Source organism: Rathayibacter sp. Leaf185 (assembly GCF_001423885.1).
Taxonomy (GTDB): Bacteria; Actinomycetota; Actinomycetes; order Actinomycetales; family Microbacteriaceae; genus Rathayibacter.
This window is the reverse complement of sequence record NZ_LMPP01000009.1, coordinates 257621-282522: the sequence shown is the minus strand read 5'-3', so window position 1 is coordinate 282522 and position 24902 is coordinate 257621. Positions and strand designations below refer to the sequence as shown.

The window sequence follows — 24902 nt, the reverse complement described above, 5'->3', positions numbered from 1 at the left end:
TTCGGCGCCCTTCGAGGGTAGTCGCCCCGATCAGCAACCCCGCGTCGGGCGCAAGGCGGTGTCGGATGTCGGCGGTTCGCGGCAGGGTGGGGGCATGACCAGCATCCCCACTCTCACGCTCAACGACGGCACGACCATCCCGCAGCTCGGCTTCGGCGTCTTCAAGGTCGACCCGGAGGAGACCGAGCGGATCGTCTCCGAGGCTCTCGAGATCGGCTACCGCCACATCGACACCGCGGCGATCTACGGCAACGAGGTCGGTGTCGGCCGCGCGATCGCCGCCTCCGGTCTCGCTCGCGACGAGCTCTACGTGACGACCAAGCTGTGGAACGACGACCAGGGCCGCGAGACCCCGCCCGGCGCCCTCGACGCGAGCCTCGAGAAGCTCGGCCTCGACTCCGTCGACCTCTACCTCATCCACTGGCCCAAGCCCGCGCAGGACCGCTACGTCGAGAGCTGGGAGGCGATGCAGGAGCTGCGCGAGTCGGGCCGCACCCGCTCGATCGGCGTCTCGAACTTCCTCGTCCCGCACCTCGAGCGCCTCCTCGCGGCCGGCGACGTCGTGCCGGCCGTCAACCAGATCGAGCTGCACCCCTACCACCAGCAGCCGACGGTGACGGCGTTCGGCGCCCAGCACGGCATCGCGACGGAGGCGTGGGGCCCGCTCGGTCAGAACAAGTACCCGCTGCTCGAGCTCCCCGTGATCACCGGCCCCGCCGAGGCCCACGGAGTCACGCCCGCGCAGGTCGTCCTCCGCTGGCACCTCGACCGCGGCCACATCGTCTTCCCCAAGTCGTCGACGAAGGCCCGCATCGCCGAGAACGTCGACGTCTTCGGCTTCGAGCTCACCTCCGACGAGCGCGATGCGATCACCGCCCTCGAGCGCGCCGGCCGCGTCGGCGGCGACCCGAACGAGGTCTGACCCGCGCCGTCCGACATCGAGGCAACCCCGGACCGTCGAGGCATCCCGCCCTCCAGGACGGCCTCGACGGTCCGGGGTTCCCTCACGACCTACGCCGCGCGATAGTCACCCGCGTCGCGTACGGCATCGCGACGCGCGCCTCCGCGCCGAACTCCTCATCGAGGACCCGTTCGACCGCCGCCAGGGTCGCGGCGCGCTCCTCCTCCGGCATCGCGATCACGTAACTCCGTGACGCGAACATGTCGAGCACGCCCGCGCGGTCGAGCTCGAACACCCAGTCGAACTCGGCGTACGCCACCCGCTCGAGCGCCGCTCCGAGCGGAGGATGCACCGTCTCGAACCGCTCGGCGGTCGAGGATCCGGCGACCTCGCCGAGCCGGCGCACCCACGGCACCGACTCGTCGCGGATGTTCCAGACCAGCGCGAGCATGCCTTCCGGCACCAGCACCCGTGCCACTTCGGCGCTCGCCCGCTCGGCGTCGACCCAGTGCCACGACTGCGCCGCCGTCATCAGCTCGGCGGAGGCGTCGGCGAGCGGAAGCGCCTCCGCCGTCCCCTCCATCGACGTGACTGTCGGCAGGTTCTCACTCAACCTCGCGAGCATCTTCCGATCCGGTTCGACCGCCGTCACGTCCAGCCCGCGCGCGACGAGCGACGCCGTGAACTTCCCCGTCCCCGCCCCGAGATCCACGACCCGCAGCCGATCGGAGGCGTCGGCGCCGGCCTCCCGCGCCCGCTCGGGAACGTAGGCCCCCGCCACCCGCGACGGCACGTGCGCGACCAGCCAGTCCACCGCGTCGTCCGGATACCGCGGCCGTCCGCGGTCGTAGGCGTCGACGGCACTGCCGAAGGAGCGGGAGAGATCGGAGTCGGTCATGCCCTCGACGCTACGCCTGGCGGGTCTCCGCCTCCAGGCGGCGGGCGAGCACCTCGACCGCGAATCCGTACCCGGCGATCCCCGCGCCGACGATGACGGCGACCGCGATGTCCGACAGGTACGAGTGCCGGCGGAACTCCTCGCGGCGGTGCACGTTGCTGATGTGCACCTCGACCAGCGGCAGCTCCGTCGCGAGCACCGCGTCGCGGATCGCGATCGAGGTGTGGGTGTAGGCGCCGGCGTTCAGCACGATGCCGGAGGCGGTGCCCCGTGCCGCGTGCAGACGGTCGATGATCGCCCCCTCCGAGTTGCTCTGGAACACCTCGACCTCGAGACCGAGGGCGCGCGCGCGGTCGGCGGCGAGCGCCTCCGCATCGGCGAGAGTGTCGGAGCCGTAGAGCGCGGGCTCGCGGGTGCCGAGCAGATTCAGGTTCGGGCCGTTGACGACCAGGAGCGGGAGAGTCACGGCTCGACCCTATCGCCGGGCACGTCAGCGGCCGGAGGCGGTCGCACTGCCGATCGGCAGCGGAGGCAGCTCCGCCCGCAGCCGGATCAGCTCGCGAGCGTGTACATCGAGCCGCCGGTCCTCGTCGGCCTCGAGCACGAGCGCCGGCACGGTCTCGGCCGATCCGTCGGCGCCGCGCACCACGAACACGCTCATGCACTGCGTCGTCAGCTCGAGCACCCCGGTGCGCGGATCGCCGGAGCGGACGTGGATCGCCAGGTGCATGCTCCGCGGCCCCGTGTGGATCAGCCGCGCCTCCACCTCGACCAGGTGCCCGATGCGCACCGGCCGGTAGAAGTGGATGCCGCCTGAGTACACCGCCACCGCGTCGCGCCCGGTCCAGCCCTCTGCGACGACGTTCGCCGCCTCGTCGATCCAGCGCATCACGATTCCGCCGTGCGCGTTGCCGCCCCAGTTCACGTCGCCGGGCGCGGCCAGGAAGCGGAAGACGATCTTCGGCCCTGTGCCCGCCTCCGTGTACTCCTGCTCGCGCATCACCTCGTGCAGCGCGCGGCGGCCGGCGATGCGGGCGGCGGCGCCCTCGGCGAGCGCCGCGTCCTCGATCGAGCGCGGCTGCCACTCCGGCACCGCACGGGGCCGCTTCTCCTCGTCGACCGCTACGAAGATCAGGAGGCAGTGCGTCGCCGCCTCGTACCGGCCGGTCCGCGGATCCGCCTGCGCGACCTCGACCAGCACGTGCATGCTGGTGCGTCCGGTGTGGATGACCCGCGCGCTCGCCTCGATGAGGTTGCCGACCGCGATGGGCCTGGTGAAGTGCACGTTGCCGACGTACGCGGTGACGCAGTACCCGCCGCTCCAGCCGACGGCGCAGGCGTAGCCGGCCTTGTCGATCCACTCGAGCACGCGGCCGGCCTGGGCGCTGCTGCCGTCGGCGGTCGCGTCCTGCGGAGCGGCGAGGAAGCGGAGGGTGATGCGGTCCATGACGTCCATCGATCGAGAGGGAGTGGACCCGCGGAGGAGGTTGCGAGGAAAGGGGATGTCCCTCTCCGCGGGCCACAGGGAGCACCGGCGCTGGGCCGGCAGGTTCAGGGTGTCACGCAGCGACTGGCAGCCGGGCGGCCAGCAAACGGAGGCGCAGTGCGGTCAGCTCGGCGCTCAGGGCGCTCGGGAGGCGGTCGCCGAACCGCGCGAAGAACTGCTCGGTCAGGTCGCACTCGTCGAGCCAGGCCTCGACCGGCACCGAGAAGAGCTCCTCCTTCACCGCGGCCGGCAGATTCAGCCCGTGGCTGTTGATCGCGATCGGGAGGTCGCCGATCGCGCTGGGACGCGCCTCCGCCAGCCCCTCGACCCGGCGGATGAGCCACTGGATGACGCGGGCGTTCTCGCCGAAACCGGGCCAGAGGAAGGCGCCGTCGGCACCCTTGCGGAACCAGTTGACCTGGAAGATCGCCGGCGCGCTGTCTCCCAGGTCCTCGCCGACGGCCAGCCAGTGCGCGAAGTAGTCGGCCATGTTGTACCCGCAGAAGGGCAGCATCGCGAAGGGGTCGCGGCGCAGCTCGCCGACAGTGCCCTCGGCCGCCGCCGTCTTCTCGGAGGCGATCGTCGCGCCCATGAAGACGCCGTGCTGCCACGAGGTGGCCTGGGTCACCAGCGGCACGTTGCTCGCACGGCGGCCACCGAAGACGATCGCGTCCAGGGGCACGCCCTCGAACGAGTCCCAGTCCTCCGACAGCGAGGGGCACTGCAGGGCGGGCGCCGTGAAGCGCGCGTTCGGGTGGGCGGCGGGGGTGCCGGAGGCGGGCGTCCACGGCTCGCCGCGCCAGTCGGTCAGGTGCTCGGGCGTCTCGTCGGTCAGCCCTTCCCACCAGACGTCGCCGTCCTCGCGGAGCGCGACGTTCGTGAAGATCGTGTTGCCCCAGAGCGTGTGCACGGCGTTCGGGTTCGAGGACCGCCCGGTGCCGGGCGCGACCCCGAAGAAGCCGGTCTCGGGGTTCATGGCCCACAGCCGTCCGTCCGCTCCCTTCTTCATCCAGGTGATGTCGTCCCCCAGGGTCTCGACGCGCCAGCCGGGGATCGCGGGCTGCATCATCGCGAGGTTCGTCTTGCCGCACGCGCTCGGGAACGCCGCAGCCACGTGGTAGCGCCGCCCCTCGGGCGAGACGATGCGGATGAGCAGCATGTGCTCGGCGAGCCAGCCCTCCTCCCGACCCATCGCCGAGGCGATGCGCAGGGCGAAGCACTTCTTCGCGAGCAGGGCGTTGCCGCCGTAGCCGGAGCCGAACGACCAGATCTCGCGGGTCTCGGGGAACTGGGTGATGTACTTCGTCTCGTTGCAGGGCCAGGTGACGTCGTCCCGCGTCGTGCCGTCGGCGTCGCGGAGGGGGAGGCCCACCGAGTGCACGCCCCGCACGAACGCGGTCTCCTCGGTGAACGCGGCGAGTGGAGCAGCGCCCACGCGGGCCATGATCCGCATGTTGAGCACGGCGTAGGCGGAGTCGGTGAGCTGCACGCCCAGCTGGGACAGCGGTCCGCCGACGGGGCCCATCGAGAAGGGGACGACGTACATCGTCCGGCCGCGCATGGCGCCGGCGAACCAGGGCGCGATCTCGTCCTTCATCGAGGAGGCCTCGCGCCAGTTGTTCGTGGGGCCGGCGTCCGCCTCGTCGGTCGTGCAGATGAAGGTGCGGTCCTCGACGCGGGCGACGTCGTCGGGATCGGTCCGCGCCAGGAACGAGCCGGGTCGCCACTCCGGGTTCAGGGCGATGAGCTTGCCCTCCTCGACCATGCGGCCGGTGAGGCGGTACCACTCGGCGGGCGAGCCGTCGCTCCACTCGATCGCGTCGGGCTCGAGGATCGCCGCCATCTCGCGGACCCAGCGGCGCAGCGCCAGGGGAGCGGCGGGGACGGTGGGCGCGGGGACCGCGGTCGGGGCGGTCATCGTGGCCGGCTCGAGCTGGAGGGTGTTGGTGAAGATGCTCATGGTGGCTCCGCTTTCTGGTCTGTCGTCGTCGACGGGTGGGGAGTCGTTCTCGAGCGGCCGGCCGCTGTCGAGGGGCCCTGTGGCGCCTGAAGCCAGGATGGAGGAGGATCGGGATGTATTCCCGGGCCGAAAGCCGTCAAGAATCATCGTTTTTTCGCTTTTGTCACAACCGACCACTGGAGCTCGCCGTGACCGACACCGCCGGCACCGATGCCGCCCTCCTGGGGCAGCGCATCCGCCACTTCCGCACCCGCCGCGGGCTGACGCTCGGCCGGCTCGCCGAGATGGTCGGGGTGTCGGGGAGCCAGCTCTCCCTGATCGAGACCGGTCGCCGCGAACCGCGTCTCTCGCTCATGCAGGGCCTCGCCTCCGCGCTCGGGGTCGAGCTGGCCGCCCTGCTCTCGGACGAGCCGCCGAGCGAGCGCGCCGCCCTCGAGATCGAGCTCGCGCGGGTTCAGAGGGGGTCTCTCTACCGTTCGCTCGGGCTGCAGGAGTTCAAGGTCAACAAGGCCCTGACCACGCCGGTCCTCGAGGCGTTCCTCGGTGTGTACCGCGAGCTCGCGCGCCGAAGGAGCGAGGCGAGCGCGACACCGGAGGAGGCGCGACGGGCCAACACCGCGCAGCGCCTCCAGCTGCGCGAGCGCAACGCGCACCTGCCCGAGATCGAGACCATCGCGGGCGAGATGCTCCGCACCGTCGGCCACCGCGGCGGTGCACTCACCCACAGCTCCGTGTCGAAGATGGCGCGGCACCTCGGCTTCGAGATCATCCACGTCGGCGACCTCCCGCACTCGGCGCGCTCGGTGATCGACCTCGCGAACGGACGGATCTACCTCCCGCCCGCCTCGATCCCCGGCGGCCACGGGCTGCGCGCGCTCGCGCTGCAGGCCATGGCGCACCGCCTGCTCGGCCACGAGCGCCCCGTGACCTACGCCGACTTCCTCCGCCAGCGTCTCGAGATCAACTACTTCGCCGCCGCCTGCCTGATGCCGCTCGAGCCCGCCGTCGCGTTCCTCCAGGAGGCGAAGCGCGACCGCGACATCTCGGTCGAGGACTTCCGCGACGGCTTCGGCGTGACGCACGAGGCCGCGGCGCTCCGCTTCACCAACCTGCTGACCTCGCATCTCGACATCCGGATGCACTTCCTGCGGGTCCTCGGCGACGGCTCGATCCAGAAGGCGTACGAGAATGACGGTCTGCCGCTGCCGACCGACGTGACCGGCGCGGTCGAGGGCCAGATGGTCTGCCGCTACTGGTCGGCCCGGTCGGCGTTCACCCGCACCAACCGGACGACGGAGTACTACCAGTACGTGGACACGCCCGCCGGGACCTTCTGGTCGGCGTCGCAGACCGGTACGACGGCCACGGAGGAGTTCTCGATCACGGTCGGCGTCCCCTTCGCCGAGGCCCGCTTCTTCCGCGGCCGCGACACCGACCGCCGCGAGCTCTCACGCTGCCCCGACGAGTCGTGCTGCCGCCGCGCTCCCGCCGACCTCGCCGCCCGCTGGGACGGCAACGCCTGGCCGAGCGCGCGCCTGCACGCCCACGTGCTGGCCCCGCTGCCCTCCGGAACCTTCCCCGGTATCGACGACGCCGAGGTCTACGAATTCCTCGACGCCCACGCCCGCGAGTCCTGACCCGCGCCGAGCCGCCGCCCTGTCGCCGAGACGCCGCGCCGGCCCCGGTGTCTCGCGAGCGGAGACGGTGTCTCGACGAGCCTCAGGAGGAGATCAGCGCGCGCGCCGTGCCCTCGTCGAGGATGAGGTCGGTGATCAGCCCGGCCGCCAGCGCTCCGCGCAGTCCGGGCAGCTTCGACGAGCCGGAGACCACGCAGATGCGGCGAGCCGCGCGACGCACCGTCGAGAGGTCCGGACCGCTTGCACGTTCGTTCATGGGGATGTCGTCCCATGTCCCGTCGGCCCGGTAGAACACCGTCGCCACGTCGCCGACGACCCCTGAGGCGCTCAGCGAGGTGAAGTCGCTCGCCTCGAGATACCCGCCGATGTACACCTTCGACGGCACCGCTGCGAAGGGCGAGCCGAGTCCGAACAGCGCGACGTCCATCCGCTGCTGCAGCTCGAGCACCCGCTTCGTCGAGCGCTCGCGCCACACCGCCTGCTTCGTCAGCGGGTCGTCGAAGAACGCCTGCACCGGGAACTGCTGCACCTTCGCCGCATACGCATCGCCGAAGCGCCGGAGGATCTCGCTCGAGTAGTTGATCCCGGTCGTCTCGGTGTTGCCGGCGCCGTTCAGCTGCACGATCTGGGTGTTGTGCGTCTCCTTCGCGATCAGATGCCGGCTGATGGCGCTCATCGTCGAGCCCCAGGCGATGCCGACGATCATGTTGGAGTCGATGAACTGCCCGAGGATCCGCGCTGCCGACAGCGCGACGCGCTCGAGCCGGTCGATCTCGCTGGTGTGATCGGGCACCGGCACGATGTGCGCCGTGATGTCGAAGTGCGCGCGCACCTCGGCCGAGAGGGCGCTCGCGCGGTCGAGGGGGGAGCGGATCTGGATGTCGACCAGTCCGGTCGCCCTCGCGTGCGAGAGCAGCCGCGAGACGGAGGAGCGCGAGGTGTGCAGCTCGTGGGCGATGGCGTCCATCGTCAGGTCCTGCATGTAGTAGAGCTGTGCCGCACGCAGCGCGTCCCGTGTCTTGTCCGGGTGGGTCGCGTGCGTCGTCTCGTCGAGTTCGACGACCGGTCGGACTGGGGTCATTGCCGCTCCTTGCACGTATTTCCACCCGTATTGACCGGATGTGTTGTCGGGTCAAGGATGGCCGTATTCCTCCGCGAAATCAATCGTCCACCCCAGAGATGGACACTCCGTGAAGGCCTCGACGAAGCACCCACGACACGAAGGCGAGTACGAAGTGGCACAGTCTGCCGGAACTCCCGGAAACACCGCTCTCCGCGAGAGCGTCTCCGCCCTGCGCGACACCCCCCGCGCCACCGTCCTCGTGATCGGAGGTGGCATCAACGGCATCGGGACCTTCCGCGAGCTGGCTCTCAACGGCGTCGACGTCGCCCTCGTCGAGCGCGGCGATTACGTCTCGGGTGCCTCCAGCGCCTCGAGCCACATGATCCACGGCGGCATCCGCTACCTCGAGAACGGCGAGTTCCGACTCGTCAACGAGGGTGTGCACGAGCGCAACGGTCTGCTCAAGATCGCTCCCCATTATGTGAAGCCGTTGCAGACCACGATCCCGATCTACTCGACCTTCTCGGGGATCCTCGCGGCCCCGCTGCGCTTCCTGACCCACAAGTCGGGTGCCCCCCAGGAGCGCGGCGCGCTGCTGATCAAGGTCGGCCTCACCCTGTACGACTTCTTCTCGCGCGACGGCGGCGTCGTCCCGCGCCACCAGTTCCGCGGCCGCAAGCGCTCCCTGGCCGAGCTGCCCCAGCTCGACCCGAAGATCAAGTACACGGCGACCTACTTCGACGCCTCCGTCCACGAGCCCGAGCGCCTCGCGCTCGACGTGCTGCACGACGCGCTCATCGGCGGCAAGAAGGCCCGCGCGGCCAACTACGTCGAGGCCGTCGGTGCCGACGAGAAGGGCGTCGTGCTCCGCGACCGCGAGAGCGGCGAGGAGTTCACCTTCGAGGCCGACATCGTCGTGAACGTCTCCGGTCCCTGGACCGACTTCACCAACACCGCGCTCGGCACGACCACCACGTTCATGGGCGGCACCAAGGGCTCGCACGTCGTGCTCGACAATCCCGAGCTGGTCGAGGCCTGCGAGGGCCGCGAGATGTTCTTCGAGCACAGCGACGGCCGCATCGTCCTGATCTACCCGCTCAAGGGCCGCGTGATGGTCGGAACCACCGACATCGAGGCCGACCCCACCAAGCCGGCCGTCTGCACCGAGGAGGAGATCGACTACTTCTTCGAGCTGGTCAACCACGTCTTCCCCTCGATCCCAGTCGACCGCTCGCAGATCGTCTTCAAGTTCTCGGGCATCCGCCCCCTGCCCCGTCACGACGACGAGGCACCCGGATTCGTCTCCCGCGACTACCGCATCGAGCCCTCCACACTCCCCGGAGCGGGCGGCGCGACGGTGCTCAGCCTGGTCGGCGGCAAGTGGACCACCTTCCGCGCCCTCTCGGAGCACCTCTCCAACGAGGTCTTCAAGCGGATCGGCGTCACGCGGCGGGTCTCGACCGTGAAGACGCCCATCGGAGGCGGCAAGGGCTTCCCCCGCACCGACGCGTCCCGCGCGCAGTGGATCAGCCAGCACCGCTCGGGCCTCTCCTCGGCCCGCACCGGCCAGCTGCTCGAGCGCTACGGCACCCGTGCACAGGAGGTCATCGAGGCCCTCGCGGACGGACACGACGAGGCCCTCGACTTCGACAAGGACTTCACGACCGGAGAGATCCGCTACCTCGCCCAGCGCGAGAGCGTCGTGCACCTGATCGACCTCGTCATGCGCCGGACCAACCACGCCTTCACCGGCGGCCTCAGCCGCGAGCTGCTCGATGAGCTCGCCGAGCACACTGGAGCCGTCCTGGGCTGGGACGAGGCGACGCGCGCCTCCGAGGTGGACGCCACCATCGCGCACCTCAAGGAGTACAACGGAGTCGACGTCGGCGGATCCTCCGTCCAGGCTCCGACCGCCGTTCCCGCGTCCTAGACGCGGAGACTGGCGCACAACGACGGGAGCCCCGGTCGAGGCAGCACCTCGAGCCGGGGCTCTCGTCGTGACAACGCACAAACGTGCACGCGTCGTTCCTTGTCGGAGGGTCGGGGCGCGGATAACTTCACACACGTCGGGCATCGATGCCCGCTGCGGACGCCCGCGTGCGTCCGCTCTAATCAGAGGAAAAGGTCAACGTGGACAATCTCGGAGTGGTCTTCCTGGCTGAGCTCGTGGGGACGGCGATGCTCGTCCTCCTCGGCTGCGGCGTCGTCGCCAACGTCGCGCTCGTCAAGAACAAGGGTTTCAACGGCGGGTTCCTGATGGTCAACATCGGCTGGGGCTTCGCTGTCTTCGCCGGTGTGATCGTCTCGTACAACTCCGGTGCGCACCTCAACCCGGCGGTGACGCTCGGTCTGGTCGCGAGCGGAGCGACCGAGTTCGGCTCGGGCGTCCCCGTCAACATCGTCTCGATCCTCGTGTACATCCTCGCCCAGATGATCGGTGCCATCATCGGTGCGGTCTTCTGCTGGCTCGCCTACAAGCAGCACTTCGACGAGGAGCCCGACGCGGCCAACAAGCTCGGCGTCTTCTCGACCGGCCCCGCGATCCGCTCGTACGGCTGGAACTTCCTCACCGAGGTCATCGGCACCTTCGTCCTCGTCTTCGTCGTCATCGGCTTCGGCGGCGGACGCCAGGGCGACGGCGGGCTCGCGGCGCTCGGCGCACTGCCCGTCGCCATCCTGGTGATCGCGATCGGCGCCTCGCTCGGTGGACCGACCGGCTACGCGATCAACCCGGCGCGCGACCTCGGCCCCCGCATCGCGCACGCTCTGCTGCCGATCAAGGGCAAGGGCGGCAGCGACTGGAGCTACGCATGGGTCCCGGTCGCCGGACCGATCGTCGGTGGTGTGCTGGCCGGTCTCGCGTCGACCGTGCTGCTGCCGATCATCTGATCCGCCGCGCTCCCACTTCACCCCATTACGAAGGAGTAATCACACATGGCTGACTACGTCATCGCTATCGACCAGGGGACCACGTCGTCCCGCGCGATCATCTTCGACAAGAAGGGATCGATCGTCTCGACGGGCCAGAAGGAGCACGAGCAGATCTTCCCCCGGGCGGGCTGGGTCGAGCACGACCCGATCGAGATCTGGAACAACGTCCGAGAGGTCATCGGCCAGGCGCTCTCCCGCGCCGACCTGACTCGGCACGACATCGCTGCCGTGGGCATCACCAATCAGCGCGAGACCGCGGTGGTCTGGGACAAGACGACCGGCAAGCCCGTCTACAACGCGATCGTCTGGCAGGACACCCGCACCCAGTCGATCGTCGACCGCCTCGCCGGCGACGTCGGAGCCGACCGCTTCAAGTCGGTCGTCGGCCTCCCGCTGGCGACCTACTTCTCGGGCACCAAGATCGTCTGGATCCTCGAGAACGTCGAGGGGGCCCGCGAGAAGGCGGAGGCCGGCGACCTGCTCTTCGGCACCACCGACACCTGGGTCCTCTGGAACCTCACCGGCGGCACCGACGGAGGCGTCCACAAGACCGACGTCACCAACGCCTCCCGCACGCTGTTCCTCGACCTCGAGACCCTCGAGTGGCGCGACGACATCCTCGAGGCCTTCGGCGTCCCGAAGTCGATGCTCCCCGAGGTGTGCTCCTCGTCCGAGGTCTACGGCCAGGTCGAGGCGTCCTCGCTGCTGCGCGAGGTCCCGATCGCCGGCATCCTGGGCGACCAGCAGGCCGCGACCTTCGGTCAGGCGGCGTTCGATCCGGGCGAGGCCAAGAACACCTACGGCACCGGCAACTTCCTGATCTTCAACACCGGCACCGAGATCGTGCACTCCAAGAACGGGCTGCTCACCACGATCGGCTACAAGCTCGGCGACGGCGAGGTGCACTACGCATTGGAGGGCTCGATCGCGGTCTCCGGCTCGCTGATCCAGTGGCTGCGCGACAACCTGGGCCTCATCGGCTCGGCCCCCGAGGTCGAGGCGCTGGCCGCCACGGTCGAGGACAACGGAGGCGCTTACTTCGTCCCCGCGTTCTCGGGACTCTTCGCGCCGTACTGGCGCTCGGACGCCCGCGGAGCGCTCGTCGGTCTGACGCGCTACGTCAACAAGGGCCACATCGCCCGCGCCGCGCTCGAGGCGACCGCGTTCCAGACCCGCGAGGTCCTCGACGCTGTCAATGCCGACTCCGGAGTGCCGCTGCAGGAGCTCAAGGTCGACGGCGGCATGATCGCCAACAACCTGCTCATGCAGTTCCAGGCCGACATCCTCGGTGTGCCGGTCGTCCGCCCGGTTGTCGCCGAGACCACCGCGCTCGGCGCCGCGTACGCCGCGGGCCTCGCGGTCGGCTTCTGGGCGAACCTCGACGACCTGCGTCAGAACTGGCAGGAGGATTCGCGCTGGACCCCGCAGATGGACCAGGGCGAGGCCGCCCGCCAGTACCGCCTCTGGAAGAAGGCCGTCACGAAGACCTTCGACTGGGTCGACGACGACGTGGTGTGAGCCTTCCACGGCGGTCCTTGCCCGCCGTGGCGCGGTCGGTTTCGCGAGGCGGTTGCGTTTCGCAGAGCGTCCTGCGTCCGGCTAGGGGAAATCGCTCACACGCGATTTCCCTGTACGCCTCGGCCTTGTTCCGTGACTGTCCGGTCCTCGGCCGGTGAAGCGCCTCGGTTCGACCTTCGGGTCGGCCCGGGGCGCTTCGGCGTTCCGCGGCTCGGGAGTGGGACAGCGCACGCCTGCTCTCCGCCGACGGGTCGAGTAGCCCCGCAGCAGGCCGGTGTGTCTTGATGCCTGCTGGTCGAGTAGCCCCGGAGGGGCGTATCGAGACCCCCCACCGTCAGCAGTCCGGCTTGCCGACCTCCTTTTTCCCGGACTCGCATGGGGATCGATCGGCGACACTCAGCGGAGCGCGTCCCGTCGGATCAGGCGAGGAGCTCGTCGAGAGAGCCGATGCGGCGGACTCCGAGGGCGACCGCCTCCGCGGGCAGGGCTCTGCCGTGCTCGGGGCCGCCGACGCGGTCGAGCCAGACTCCGCGCAGGCCCGCGCGGGCGGCGCCGATCGCATCGGTGGTGAGCCGGTCGCCGACGTAGAGGGCGTCCTCCGGAGCGACAGCGAACCGCTCGCAGGCGACCTCGAAGATGTGCGCGTCGGGCTTGGTGACTCCGACGGCGCCCGAGGCGATCAGGTGCTCGATCCGCGGCGCCAGACCGAGCTTCTCCACCTTGTTCCGCTGAAAAGCGAGGTCGCCGTTGGTGATGATCCCGATCCGGATCCCGGAGGCGTCGAGCCGGTCGAGCGCGGGCAGAGCGTCGTCGTGCAGGGTCCAGTTCGCGACGTAGTGCTCGAGGTAGGCGGCGAACCAGCCACTCGCCTCCTCGGGAGAGAGGGCGATGCCCGACTCCGCAGCGAATGCTGTCGCTCTGGCCCGGCGCTGACCCTCGTAGTCGAGCTCGCCCGCGAGGTAGCGGTGGTAGTGCTCCTCCTCCAGGTCGTACCAGCGGCGCTGGATCTCGTCGGGGAGCGCCGTATAGGGCGCGCCGAGCGCGCCCACCCGGTCGACGATGCCCTCGCGCACCGCGTGGGCGTGCGCGAAGAGGGTGTCGTCGAGGTCGAAGAGGGCGAGTCGGAGCGTCACGTCAGCGGGTGCGCCGCAGGAAGCCGACGCGCTCGTAGGCCGTGGCGAGCGTGCGCTCCGCCGTCTCGGAGGCGCGGTCCGCAGCGCGGGAGAGCACGCGATCCAACTCGGCCGGGTCGGCGAGCAGCTCGGCCGTGCGCGCGCGGATCGGGTCGAAGGTCGCGGCGACGACCTCGACGAGGCCCTTCTTGAGGTCGCCGTAGCCGCGGCCGGCGTACTCCTGCTCGAGCGACTCGACGGTGCGATCGGCGAGAACGGAGTAGATGGTGAGCAGGTTCGAGACGCCCGGCTTCTCGGCACGGTCGAACCGCACCTCCGACTCGGCGTCGGTCACGGCGCGCATGATCTTCTTCGCGGTGACCTTCGGCTCGTCGAGGACGCTGAGCAGCCCGGCGTCCGATTCGGCGGACTTCGACATCTTCGCGCCGGGATTCTGCAGGTCGTAGATTTTCGCCGTCTCCCGCGCGATGTGCGCCTCCGGGATCGTGAAGGTCTCACCGAACCGCGAGTTGAAGCGCGCCGCGAGGTCGCGGGTCAGTTCGAGGTGCTGCCGCTGGTCCTCGCCGACCGGGACCGCGTCGGTCTGGTACAGCAGGATGTCGGCGGCCATCAGGACGGGGTAGGTGAAGAGGCCGACCGAGGCGGCCTCCGCGCCCTGCTTGGCCGACTTGTCCTTGAACTGCGTCATGCGGCTGGCCTCGCCGAACCCGGTGAGGGTGTTGAGCACCCACGCCAGCTCGGCGTGCGCGGGCACGTGCGACTGGATGAACAGCGTCGATCGCTCGGGGTCGATCCCGGCCGCGATGTACTGCGCTGCGGTGGCGCGCGTGCGCTCGCGCAGCTGCTCCGCCTCCTGCGGAACCGTGATGGCGTGCAGGTCGACGACGCAGAAGTACGCGTCGAACGCCTCCTGCATCGCGATCCACTGCGTGAGCGCGCCGATGTAGTTGCCGAGGTGCAGAGAGCCGGAGGAGGGCTGCATACCGGAGAAGATGACGGGCTTGGTGCCCGGGGTGCTGGGGGTCATCGAAGGCCTCGCGAGGTCGGTGTCGCGGCGCTGGGCCGCGGGGGAGTGGAGATCAGAGTGCGTAGTCGACGACCACGGGAGCGTGGTCGGACCAGCGGGTGTCGTACGCGTCGGCCCGGTCGACCTCGTAGGAGCGGGCGAGCTCGGCGAGCGCGGGGGTGGCGAGCTGGTAGTCGAGACGCCAGCCGGTGTCGGTGTCGAACGCCTGGCCGCGCTGCGACCACCAGGTGTAGGGGCCGGGCACCTCGCCCGCGAAGCGACGCCCGAGGTCGACCCAGCCGAAGCCTCCGCCGGCGTTGTAGTCGTCGTCGCCCTCGGCGCCGATGAACTCGTCGAAGTAGGCGCGCTCCTGGGGGAGGAAGCCCGCCTTCTTGACGTTCCCCTTCCAGTTCTTGATGTCGAGCGTGCGGTGACCGACGTTCAGGTCGCCCATCACGACGGCGAGCCCGTTGTGCTCCTGCAGCTGCGGGAGACGCTCCTTCATGGCATCGAGGAACTTGTACTTCTCGATCTGCTTCGGAGTGTCCACCTCGCCCGAGTGCACATAGGTGGAGACCACGGTGATCGTGCGGTCGCCGACCTCGTAGTCGGCCTCGAGCCAGCGGCCGGCGGAGTCGAAGTCCTCGGCGCCGAACGACACGCGGTGGATCGCGGCGCGGTTGCGCGAGGCGAGCGCGACTCCGGCTCGGCCCTTCGCCGAGGCCTCGTCGTGCAGCACGTCCCACTCGTCGCCCAGCAGCCCCGTGAGGTCGTCGGTGGAGGCGCGGACCTCCTGGAGGGCGAGGATGTCGACGTCGCGTGCAGCGAGCCAGTCGCCCATGCCCTTGCGGTAGGCGGCGCGGACGCCGTTGACGTTGACAGTGGCGATACGGAGCGGCTTACGAGTCACCCCGACAGTCTATTTGGAGCAGCTGGCCCTGCTCCTCCGCGGCGGTCCCCGCCCGCCGCGGAGCAGTCGGCTCGTCGACGTGGTGCGTTGCAAGGAGCGGGCTGCGAACGGCTACGAGGATTGGCTCGAACACGAATCCCCGCTTCGCCTCGGCTCGCGGGGATGCGCCTCCCGTCAGGCGCTGTGCGGTCCGCAGGTGATGGTGCGGTCTGCAGGTGCTGGTGCGGTCTGCAGGTGCTCATCGGCGAATCGGCCCGGTCGCCGTGTGATCGCGCTGCTGGAGGCGGGTACCTCCTGCAGATCGCACCCACTCCTGCAGACGGCACCGTGCCTCACAGCAGGGCGGAGGCGAACCGGGGAATCGCGTGCCAGCGATTCCCCGTAGCCGTTCGCACCGTGCTTTCGGGAACGCTTCGCGTCGCGCAGCCGACCGTGCCGCGGCGGGCGGGGACCGCCGCGGGAACCAGCACAGCCGGCGGCCCGCTCCTCCGCCACCTTCCCTCGGAGAAGAAGAAGGCGACGGAGGCGCGGACCGCCGGCAGGACCGCTCAGGACGGTCGTTCGGGGGGCTCCGGTCAGGCGGCGACGGCCTGCGCCGTGGCGGGCTCGGGCACGTCGGCGACGACCGGGGCGCGCTTGATGCTCTTCGCGATGATGACGCAGATCGCGGTGACCACCATGCCGACGAGGATCGCGACCAGGTAGAGCAGCGGCTGCCCGACGAGACCGGTCACCCAGATGCCGCCGTGCGGGGCGCGCAGGGTCGAGCCGAACAGCGCGACGAGCGCACCGGTGACGGCCGAGCCGATCATGGCCGAGGGGATCACGCGCAGCGGGTCGACCGCCGCGAACGGGATGGCCCCCTCCGAGATGAAGGACGCGCCGAGCAGGTACGCCGCCTTGCCGTTCTGGCGCTCCGCGTCGGTGAAGAGGCGCTTGCGCAGCGTCGTGGCCAGGGCGAGGCCCAGCGGAGGCGTCATGCCGGCGGCCATCACGATGGCCATGACCTTGAACTGCACGGAGTTGGGGTCGCCGTCGGCGGGCACGGAGGCGAGGCCGGTGGTCGCGAAGGCGTAGGCCACCTTGTTGACCGGACCACCCATGTCGAACGCCATCATCAGGCCGAGGATGAGACCGAGGATCACGAGGTTGCCACCCGTGAGACCCGACAGCCAGGCCGACAGGCCCTCGCTCAGCGCGCGCAGCGGAGCGCCGAGCACGACGAACATCAGGAAGCCGGTGATGAAGGTCGCGATCAGGGGGATGATCACGACGGGCATCAGCGACTTGAAGGCCGCGGGCAGCTTGATGCGCGAGATGTACAGCGCCGCGTAGCCGGCGATGAAGCCGGAGGCGAGGCCGCCGAGGAAGCCGGCGCCGACGGTGACCGCCACTGCGCCACCGAGGAACCCGGGTGCGATACCGGGTCGGTCGGCGATCCCGAAGGCGATGAACCCCGAGAGCACGGGGACCAGGAACGCGAAGGTCGCGCCTCCGATCAGGAACATCACGCCGGCCCAGTCGGTGATGTTGAACGCGTCGAAGCCGTTGTCGATGATCTGCTGCGGCGTGAAGCTGACGATCTGGTAGCCGCCGAACAGGAACGACAGCGCGATCAGCAGACCGCCCGCCGCGACGAACGGGATCATGTACGAGACGCCGGTCATCAGGTTCTGGCGGATGCGCGTGCCGACGCCGACCTTCTTGGGGGCGGCGGCGGGCGCGGAGGACGCTGCGGCACGCGTGGGGGTGGTGCCGGCCGGCTTCGCGGAGCGCAGCGCGAGAGCGCGGTCGAGCACCTCGTCGGGCTTCGCGAGCGCCTCGGCGACGCCGACCTGGAGGATCGGCTTGCCGGCGAAGCGGTCCTTGCCGCGGATCTCGAGGTCGGCGGCGAGGATGACGACGTCGGCCGCGGCGATGTCGGCCGAGGTCATCTCGTCGGAGCCGGCGGCGCCCTGGGTCTCGACGTGGATCGGGTAGCCGCGCTTCTTCGCGGCCTGCTCGAGCGCCTCCGCCGCCATGTAGGTGTGCGCGATGCCGGCGATGCAGCTGGTCACGGCGACGAAACGGGGCGCGTCGGCGGAGGCGGTGGCCGCGGCAGGCGCGTCCTGCACCGTCGCGACGGCGCGGTCGATGACCTCGGCGGCCTTGGCGAGCGCCTCCGACGTCCCGACCTCGAGGGTCGGCTTCCCCGCGAAGCGCTCCTTGCCGCGGACCTCGAGGTCGGCGGCGAGGATGACGACGTCGGCGTCGGCGATCGTCTGGTCGGACATCGGGTCGGAGCCGGCTGCGCCCTGGGTCTCGACCTGGATCTCGTAGCCCTTCTTCTTGGCGGCCTGCTCGAGAGCCTCGGCCGCCATGTAGGTGTGCGCGATGCCGGCGATGCAGCTGGTGACGGCGACGATCCTCATGACACGACGACCTCTCTGGCGATGATGTCCGCGACCTCCTGGCCGCTGGACGCGGCACGGAGGGACCCGGTGAAGGACTCGTGGATCAGCTTCCGGGCGAGCTGGGCGAGGATCTTGAGGTGGGCCTGGTCGGCGCCGTCGGGCGCGGCGATCAGGAAGATGAGGTCGGCGGGGCCGTCCGGGGCGCCGAAGTCGACGCCCTGCTTGGCGATGCCGACGGCGACGCTGGGCTCGACGACGTGCGACGAGCGGGCGTGGGGGATCCCGATGCCGCCGGGCATGCCGGTGGCCATCTGCGACTCGCGGTCGCGGACGTCGGCCAGGAAGCCGTCGAGGTCGGTGACGCGGCCGGCGTCCGCGAGCGTCTTCGCGAGCTGCGCGGTGGCCTCGTCCTTCGTGGCGGCGGTGAGGTCGACGATGACCGTCGACGCCTCGGTGAGAGCAGTCATGCGCTCAGTTCTCCAATCGGGAGGTGGGAATCGGGGTTCTCGACGACGGTGACGTCGCCGAGGCGGAGGGAATCGGGTCCCGGGGCTTCGCTGCCCGGGAGCTGGACGGCGGCGGTGCCCCAGGCGACGGCGGTCGCGAGACGCTCCGCCTCCGTGGCGTCGGCCGCCGACAGGTAGCCCGCGAGGGTGCTGTCGCCGGCGCCGACGGTCGAGAGGGGGACGACGGCGGGGGCGCCCGCCCACCACGACGACTGCGTCGTGACGAGGAGGGCGCCGTGCTCGCCGAGGCTGACGAGCGCTCGCGCGTCCGGCAGCTTCAGGAGGGCACGGGCTCCCGCGACGACGTCTCCGACCGTCGGCAGGGAGCGGCCGAGGAGCTCTTCGAGCTCCTCGAGGTTGGGCTTCACCAGGGTGGCGGTGCCGGCCGCGATGATCGCGGTCAGCGGTGCCCCCGAGGTGTCGACGGCAAGAGGGACGCCGAAGTGCAGGGCGAGCCGGCCGAGGGCCGGATAGAAGTCGTCGCCCAGTCCCGGGGGGACGCTGCCGCAGGCGACGAGCCAGCGGGGGGCGGTGACGACGTGGTCGCAGATGAGCTGGGAGAAGGCCTTGGCCTCCTCCGGAGTCACTGCGGGGCCGGGCTCGTTGATCTTGGTCGTGCGGCCGGTGCGGTCGTCGACGACGGTGATGTTGGTGCGGATGGGCTGCGCGATCGGCGTGCTGGCCGACGTGACTCCCGCCGCCTCGAGCATCGTCGAGAGGTCGAGGCCGGTGGAGGTGTCGGCAGGGTAGATCGCGGTCGCCTCCACGCCGTTGCGGGCGAGGGCTCGGGCGACGTTGACGCCCTTGCCGGCGGGGTCGCGGCGCACGTCGTGCGCACGGTTGACCTCGCCGATCGTGAAGCCGCTGGTCGACAGGGTGACGTCGATGCTGGGGTTGGCGGTGACGGTGACGATCATGCGCGGACGACCTCCGGGCCGGCCGACTCGATGTCGTCGGCGAGCTCGTCGTCGACATCGGCGTCGGTGATGACGGTGTCGACCGCGGACAGCGGGGCGACGTGCCCGAAGTCCTGGCGGCCGAACTTCGAGTGATCGGCGAGGACGACGACCCGGCGCGCGGAGGCGATGATCGCCGTCTTGACGACGGCCTCGTCGAGATCGGGGGTGGTGAGCCCGCGCTCCCGGCTGATGCCGTTGGTGCCGATGAAGGCGACGTCCACCGAGACGGAGGCGATCGCCTGGGTGACCCAGGGACCGACCGCGGCCTGCGTGACTCCGCGCAGGTGACCGCCGAGGAGGTGGAGATCGATGTTGGGCCGGCCGACGAGCGCCATCGCGACGGGGAGGGAGTGGGTGACGACCGTCAGCCGGCGGTCCAGGGGGAGCAGCTCTGCGAGGCGGACCGTGGTGGTCCCGGCGTCGATGGCGATGGAACCGCCGTCGGGGACCTCGGCCAGAGCGGCGGTCGCGATGCGGTCCTTCTCGGCGGCGAGGTGGCCCTCGCGGGCGGCCACCTCGGGCTCGATGCCCAGTCGCTCGACAGGGATCGCGCCTCCGTGGGCCCGGCGCAGCAGACCGCGCTTCTCGAGGCTGGTGAGGTCGCGGCGGATGGTCTCGGGTGTGACCGCCAGGGACTGCGCGAGGTCGCGGACCTCGACCCGCCCGTTCGAGCGGGCACGGTCCAGGATCGCCTGGTGCCGCTCCGGTGCGTACATGTGGACTCCGTCGTCTCGCCGTGATGATGCTCGCGACCCGCGGTGTCGTTGCCGACCTCGAATCTGCGTTTACATCTTTCTAGACCCGTTCATGTGGGATGTCAACAGAAACGGACATGTTCGACAGACGTCGTGGTGAGCAGCCCTACACGGCGAGCTCGTCGAGCTCCTCCTCGAGCTTCGCGAGTTGCCGCTCGAGGCGGCGGCGCTTGAGCAGCGAGGCGTCCGGCAGCGCCGTCCGCAGCCGCTCGCGCTCGGCCTCGGCCAGTGTGCGGCGGGCCGATCGCAGCTGCTCCTGCTGCTCGCGCTCCCGCTCCTCAGGGGTCAGCTTGCGCGTCGAGATGCCCGCGTCGCTCATGCCCACCGAGATCCACGACGCGGCGATCAGCACGACCTGGCAGACGAGGTTGAACCAGATCAGCAGACCGATCAGCACGGCGAAGGAGGCGAGTAGCGGGTTCCGGGAGGCGCCGCCCAGCAGCTGGGTCCCGAGGACCTTCAGGGCGCCGAGAGCGACTCCGCCCATCACCGCGCCGACCCAGAGGTTCTTCCACGGAATGGGAATCCCCGAGAGGATGCGGAAGGAGCCCGCGAGCGTCGCCGTGTCGAGCGCGAGCATGATCACGAGGCCGATCGCGGTTCCGGCCACCTTGCCGAGCATCGAGTCGCTCCCGATGCCGAGGAACTCGAACGCCACGTCGAGGAAGGACGTCGAGAACACCGACAGCGCCGCCGAGACGAGGAGCACCGCGCCGAAGACGAGGGCGAGCCCGGCGTCCTTGAGCTTGAGCAGTACGAAGAGGGTGGTCGGGCCGGGGAGCGTGAACAGGATCCGCACCGCCTGGCGCAGGCTCCCGAGGAAGTTGAGGGCCGTCCAGAGCAGACCGGCGGCGGCGATGACGCCGGTCCAGCCGAGGATCGACGAGTCGAGCAGTGTGTCGATCGAGACCAGCGCGTTCTTCCCGCCGATGAGGCCGGGCACCGAGCGGGTGACGAGATCGAGAAGGGAGTCGCGGAGCACCGCGTTGTCGCGCACAGCGAATCCGAAGACGGCGAAGAAGACGAACAGCGCGGCGAAGACGGCGAACAGCGCCTGGAATGCGAGCCCCGAGGCGAACAGCGGCCCACCCGTCTCGGAGTAGTGCAGGAACACCCGCATCGGTCGGGTGCGCATGAACCGCTCGACCAGCGCCGGGATGCCGCGCGGGGTCTCGGTCGCCGCCTCCGTCATGCGTCCAGCGTAGGGCGCCGGTACACGCTCGACGTCTCCGTGCACGCCCGATCGGTGGATCGCGCGTGCATGACGACATCGAGCGTGCAGAGTCAGCGAGTGCGGCCTCGCGCGAGAGTCGCCAGGATCGTGGATGTCGTCCGGCTCCAGGCGCGGACGACATCCGAGTAGCCGAATCGGAGCACGGTGTACCCGCGGAGGACGGCCGCGGCGTCGCGGCGCCGATCGCTCGTGAACGCATCAGCTGTCCCATGCCACTGCCTGCCGTCGAGCTCGATGATCAACCACTCGTCGATCAGCAGGTCGACCCGCCCCACCCCCGGAATCGCGACCTGCGGTCGGCAGACGATGCCGCAGGCGAGGAGCCGGAAGCGGGTCAGCGATTCGAGACCGGATTCCGCCCGGACGTCGAACGCGGGCAGCAAGGGCTGAAGGCGCGCGGGGAGCAGGGCGAGAGTACTGGCGAGCAGCCCGGGACCGATGATCCCGAGGTGCAGAGCGGAGTCGACCACAGCGACGGCCTCGTCCGGCGGCTGGCAGAGGAGCAGGTGTTCGAGTGCTCGCTCGGCCGACGCCTCGACGGCGGGCCCCTTCGACATCGGCGCTCGACGGCTCCAGTGCAGCACCACGTCAGGTAGCGGAGAGCGCGCTCGGTCCGAGCCGGCGACGCCGAGATGCAGCTGCCGGCCCTCGGACCGGTATGCGCCGCGGGTGCCGAAGTACGAGAGGCAGGAGACGAATCCCGCCTGGAGAACGGCCTGCACCTGGTCGTCGCTCGCATCGGCGGCAGCGAACCAACCGGGCCGGAGACGCGTCAGCGTGCCGCGCTCTACGGCAGCACGGTGATCGACTCCGAGAGCACGGAGTCGTGAGAGGTGGAGGATTCCGGTGAGCACGCAGCGAGTGTGGCGGGCCGCGTGCTCGTCAGACGGCCACCGGATGCATCCGTGCACAACGGAGGCCGACCACCACCTGTGGAGGAGAGGGCGTGCACGATGGAAGCCGCCGTGCACGCCGGATCCGGGGATCGAGCGCGCACGGCGGCTTCCACCGTGCAGGAGGGGTCAGGCGTGGCCGCGGATGACGGCCTGCTTCACCTCGGCGATCGCCTGCGTGATCTGGATGCCGCGCGGGCACGCCTCCGTGCAGTTGAAGGTCGTGCGGCAGCGCCACACGCCCTCCTTGTCGTTGAGGATGTCGAGGCGTGCTCCGCCCGCATCGTCGCGCGAGTCGAAGATGAAGCGGTGCGCATTGACGATCGCGGCGGGGCCGAAGTACTGCCCGTCGGTCCAGAACACCGGGCACGACGAGGTGCATGCGGCGCAGAGGATGCACTTGGTGGTGTCGTCGAAGCGGGCGCGGTCGGCGACCGACTGCACTCGCTCCTTGCCCTTGGGGGCCGGCGTGTTGGCGATCAGGAACGGCTGCACCTCGCGGAACGACGCGAAGAACGGCTCCATGTCGACGACGAGGTCCTTCTCGAGCGGCAGGCCCTTGATCGCCTCGATGTAGATCGGCTGTGAGATGTCGAGATCCTTGATCAGCGTCTTGCAGGCCAGGCGGTTGCGGCCGTTGATCCGCATCGCGTCGGAGCCGCAGATGCCGTGCGCGCACGAGCGGCGGAAGGTCAGCGACCCGTCCTGGTCCCACTTGATGCGGTGCAGCGCGTCGAGGACGCGATCGGTCGAGAACATCTCGACGTCGAAGTCCTGCCAGCGCGGCTCGGCGTCGACCTCGGGGTCGAAGCGGCGGATGATGAACGTGACGGTGAACGCCTCCGGTGCCGCGGGGGCTGCGGGGGGCTGCTCGAGGGTAGCGGTCGACATGGCTAGTACTTCCTCTCCATCGGCTGGTACCGGGTGATCACGACGGGCTTCCAGTCGAGGCGGATGTGGTCTCCCGCGTCGGAGGAGTGGGCGTCACCGGAGAGGTACGCCATCGTGTGCTGCATGTAGCCCTCGTCGTCGCGCTTGGGGAAGTCGTCGCGCATGTGACCGCCACGGCTCTCCTTGCGGTTGCGAGCGGAGTAGACGACGACCTCGGCGAGATCGAGCAGGAAGCCCAGCTCGACGGCCTCGAGGAGGTCGGTGTTGAAGCGCTTGCCCTTGTCCTGCACCGAGATGTTGCGGAACCGGTCGCGGAGGCGCTGGATCGTGTCGGTGACCGACTTCAGCGACTCGTCGGTGCGGAACACCTGCGCGTTCTTGTCCATCTCGTCCTGCAGCTCCTTGCGGATCGAGGCGATCCGCTCGGTGCCGGTCGCTGCGCGGAGCGACGTCAGCATCTCGCGGATCGCGCCGGCCGGATCGGCGGGCAGGGGAGTGAAGTCGACGGTCTGCGAGTAGTCGGCGGCGTTGTTGCCGCTGCGCTTCCCGAAGACGTTGATGTCGAGGAGCGAGTTCGTGCCCAGACGGTTCGAGCCGTGCACCGAGACGCAGGCGCACTCGCCGGCCGCGTAGAGGCCGGGGACGACCGTCGTGTTGTCCGAGAGGACCTCGGCCTTCACGTTCGTCGGGATGCCGCCCATGGCGTAGTGCGCGGTCGGCATGACCGGCACCGGCTCCACGACCGGGTCGACCCCGAGGTAGGTGCGCGCGAACTCGGTGATGTCCGGGAGCTTCGTCTCGAGCACTTCGGCGCCGAGGTGCGTGCAGTCGAGCAGCACGTAGTCCTTGTGCGGCCCTGCGCCGCGCCCCTCCGCCACCTCCTGCACCATGCAACGGGCGACGATGTCGCGCGGTGCGAGGTCCTTGATGGTGGGCGCGTAGCGCTCCATGAAGCGCTCACCGGAGGCGTTGCGCAGGATCGCTCCCTCGCCTCGCGCTCCCTCCGTGAGGAGGATGCCGAGCCCCGCGAGCCCGGTCGGGTGGAACTGGAAGAACTCCATGTCCTCGAGCGGGAGGCCCTTGCGCCAGATGATGCCGACGCCGTCGCCCGTGAGGGTGTGCGCGTTCGACGTCGTCTTGTAGATCTTGCCGAAGCCGCCGGTCGCGAAGATGATCGCCTTCGCCTGGAACACGTGCAGCTCACCGGTCGCGAGCTCGTAGGCGACGACTCCCGACGGCTTCTTCACCCCGTCGACCTCGGTCATCACGAGGTCGAGCACGTAGAACTCGTTGTAGAAGTTGATGCCGAGGCGGACGCAGTTCTGGAACAGCGTCTGCAGGATCATGTGGCCCGTGCGGTCGGCCGCGTAGCAGGCACGGCGGACCGGCGCCTTGCCGTGGTCACGGGTGTGGCCGCCGAAGCGGCGCTGGTCGATCTTGCCGTCCTCGGTGCGGTTGAAGGGCAGGCCCATGTTCTCGAGGTCGATGACCGCGTCGATGGCCTCCTTCGCGAGGATCTCGGCCGCGTCCTGGTCGACGAGGTAGTCGCCGCCCTTGACGGTGTCGAAGGTGTGCCACTCCCAGCTGTCCTCCTCGACGTTGGCGAGGGCGGCGGCCATGCCGCCCTGCGCCGCTCCCGTGTGGGAGCGCGTCGGGTAGAGCTTCGAGATCACGGCGGTCTTCGCCTTCGGACCGGCCTCGATGGCCGCCCGCATCCCGGCACCGCCGGCTCCGACGATCACCACGTCGAACTGGTGGTAATGGACGCCGTCGGGTCCGACGGTCTGGGTGAAGGCGCTCTGGTCTGAACCGCCGTGGGTGTGGCCTG

The 24902-nt window shown here is 70.0% G+C and carries 21 protein-coding genes; 5 read left to right on the top strand and 16 right to left on the bottom strand.

From position 1 onward, the window contains the following. Positions 1–94 precede the first annotated feature (94 nt). Positions 95–922 (top strand): aldo/keto reductase, encoded by an 828-nt coding sequence (locus tag ASG06_RS19225; RefSeq protein WP_056045447.1) that lies wholly within the window; start codon positions 95–97, stop codon positions 920–922. An 82-nt stretch (positions 923–1004) separates the two neighbouring features. Here ASG06_RS19225 and ASG06_RS19220 read toward each other — a convergent pair whose 3' ends face one another. The 4 genes from ASG06_RS19220 to ASG06_RS19205 all read right to left on the bottom strand — a co-directional run bounded on the left by ASG06_RS19220 (position 1005) and on the right by ASG06_RS19205 (position 5245). After that, positions 1005–1799, bottom strand: coding sequence for a class I SAM-dependent methyltransferase (locus tag ASG06_RS19220; protein WP_056045445.1), 795 nt, complete (start codon positions 1797–1799; stop codon positions 1005–1007). Positions 1800–1809: 10 nt separating this feature from the next. Further along, positions 1810–2265, bottom strand: a complete 456-nt coding sequence (gene aroQ / locus ASG06_RS19215) for a type II 3-dehydroquinate dehydratase (RefSeq protein ID WP_056045444.1) — start codon at positions 2263–2265, stop codon at positions 1810–1812. Positions 2266–2289: 24 nt separating this feature from the next. After that, complete coding sequence (locus tag ASG06_RS19210) at positions 2290–3246, bottom strand: acyl-CoA thioesterase (protein WP_231727859.1); 957 nt, start codon at positions 3244–3246, stop codon at positions 2290–2292. A gap of 112 nt (positions 3247–3358) precedes the next feature. Further along, positions 3359–5245: a phosphoenolpyruvate carboxykinase (GTP) gene (locus ASG06_RS19205; RefSeq protein ID WP_442965622.1), complete on the bottom strand. Its 1887-nt coding sequence runs from the start codon at positions 5243–5245 to the stop codon at positions 3359–3361. Positions 5246–5433: 188 nt separating this feature from the next. Between ASG06_RS19205 and ASG06_RS19200 the strand changes: the two genes are divergently transcribed. Continuing rightward, positions 5434–6882, top strand: coding sequence for a helix-turn-helix domain-containing protein (locus ASG06_RS19200; protein ID WP_056045439.1), 1449 nt, complete (start codon positions 5434–5436; stop codon positions 6880–6882). Positions 6883–6964: 82 nt separating this feature from the next. Here ASG06_RS19200 and ASG06_RS19195 read toward each other — a convergent pair whose 3' ends face one another. Next, positions 6965–7963, bottom strand: coding sequence for a sugar-binding transcriptional regulator (locus ASG06_RS19195; RefSeq protein WP_056045435.1), 999 nt, complete (start codon positions 7961–7963; stop codon positions 6965–6967). A 154-nt stretch (positions 7964–8117) separates the two neighbouring features. On the opposite strand from ASG06_RS19195, the gene ASG06_RS19190 reads away from it, so the two are divergent. The 3 genes from ASG06_RS19190 (at position 8118) to glpK (ending at position 12394) form a co-directional block, all read left to right on the top strand. Further along, positions 8118–9875: a glycerol-3-phosphate dehydrogenase/oxidase gene (locus ASG06_RS19190; protein WP_056045432.1), complete on the top strand. Its 1758-nt coding sequence runs from the start codon at positions 8118–8120 to the stop codon at positions 9873–9875. Between the two features lie 248 nt (positions 9876–10123). Beyond that, entirely contained in the window at positions 10124–10834 is a 711-nt protein-coding gene (locus ASG06_RS19185; protein WP_056045579.1) for an MIP/aquaporin family protein, read from the top strand. A gap of 45 nt (positions 10835–10879) precedes the next feature. After that, the gene (glpK, locus tag ASG06_RS19180; RefSeq protein WP_056045430.1) at positions 10880–12394 is read left to right on the top strand and encodes a glycerol kinase GlpK; all 1515 of its coding nucleotides are present in this window, start codon (positions 10880–10882) and stop codon (positions 12392–12394) included. Positions 12395–12813: 419 nt separating this feature from the next. Here the strand turns inward: glpK and ASG06_RS19175 are convergent, their stop codons facing one another. The 11 genes from ASG06_RS19175 to sdhA all read right to left on the bottom strand — a co-directional run bounded on the left by ASG06_RS19175 (position 12814) and on the right by sdhA (position 24819). After that, complete coding sequence (locus ASG06_RS19175) at positions 12814–13527, bottom strand: HAD family hydrolase (protein ID WP_056045428.1); 714 nt, start codon at positions 13525–13527, stop codon at positions 12814–12816. Position 13528: 1 nt separating this feature from the next. Continuing rightward, a complete protein-coding gene (gene trpS / locus ASG06_RS19170) occupies positions 13529–14554 on the bottom strand; it encodes a tryptophan--tRNA ligase (protein ID WP_056045425.1) in 1026 nt (341 codons plus the stop codon). A gap of 52 nt (positions 14555–14606) precedes the next feature. After that, positions 14607–15443 carry an exodeoxyribonuclease III gene (locus ASG06_RS19165; protein WP_056045422.1) on the bottom strand — a complete coding sequence of 279 codons (837 nt, stop codon included), beginning with the start codon at positions 15441–15443 and terminating at the stop codon, positions 14607–14609. A gap of 575 nt (positions 15444–16018) precedes the next feature. Next, positions 16019–17854, bottom strand: a complete 1836-nt coding sequence (locus ASG06_RS19160; RefSeq protein WP_082499377.1) for a PTS fructose-like transporter subunit IIB — start codon at positions 17852–17854, stop codon at positions 16019–16021. Further along, complete coding sequence (locus tag ASG06_RS19155; protein ID WP_056045419.1) at positions 17851–18303, bottom strand: PTS sugar transporter subunit IIA; 453 nt, start codon at positions 18301–18303, stop codon at positions 17851–17853. The genes ASG06_RS19160 and ASG06_RS19155 overlap by 4 nt, the downstream gene beginning before the upstream one ends. Continuing rightward, positions 18300–19259 carry a 1-phosphofructokinase family hexose kinase gene (locus ASG06_RS19150; protein ID WP_056045417.1) on the bottom strand — a complete coding sequence of 320 codons (960 nt, stop codon included), beginning with the start codon at positions 19257–19259 and terminating at the stop codon, positions 18300–18302. Before ASG06_RS19150 ends, ASG06_RS19155 begins: the two co-directional genes overlap by 4 nt. Next, positions 19256–20017: a DeoR/GlpR family DNA-binding transcription regulator gene (locus tag ASG06_RS19145; protein WP_056045414.1), complete on the bottom strand. Its 762-nt coding sequence runs from the start codon at positions 20015–20017 to the stop codon at positions 19256–19258. The genes ASG06_RS19150 and ASG06_RS19145 overlap by 4 nt, the downstream gene beginning before the upstream one ends. A gap of 145 nt (positions 20018–20162) precedes the next feature. Continuing rightward, positions 20163–21248 (bottom strand): YihY/virulence factor BrkB family protein, encoded by a 1086-nt coding sequence (locus tag ASG06_RS19140; RefSeq protein WP_056045412.1) that lies wholly within the window; start codon positions 21246–21248, stop codon positions 20163–20165. 92 nt (positions 21249–21340) lie between these two features. Next, positions 21341–22144 (bottom strand): endonuclease domain-containing protein, encoded by an 804-nt coding sequence (locus ASG06_RS19135; RefSeq protein WP_056045409.1) that lies wholly within the window; start codon positions 22142–22144, stop codon positions 21341–21343. A gap of 168 nt (positions 22145–22312) precedes the next feature. Further along, positions 22313–23074, bottom strand: a complete 762-nt coding sequence (locus ASG06_RS19130) for a succinate dehydrogenase iron-sulfur subunit (RefSeq protein ID WP_056045406.1) — start codon at positions 23072–23074, stop codon at positions 22313–22315. 2 nt (positions 23075–23076) lie between these two features. After that, positions 23077–24819: a succinate dehydrogenase flavoprotein subunit gene (sdhA, locus tag ASG06_RS19125; RefSeq protein WP_231727868.1), complete on the bottom strand. Its 1743-nt coding sequence runs from the start codon at positions 24817–24819 to the stop codon at positions 23077–23079. Positions 24820–24902 lie beyond the last annotated feature (83 nt).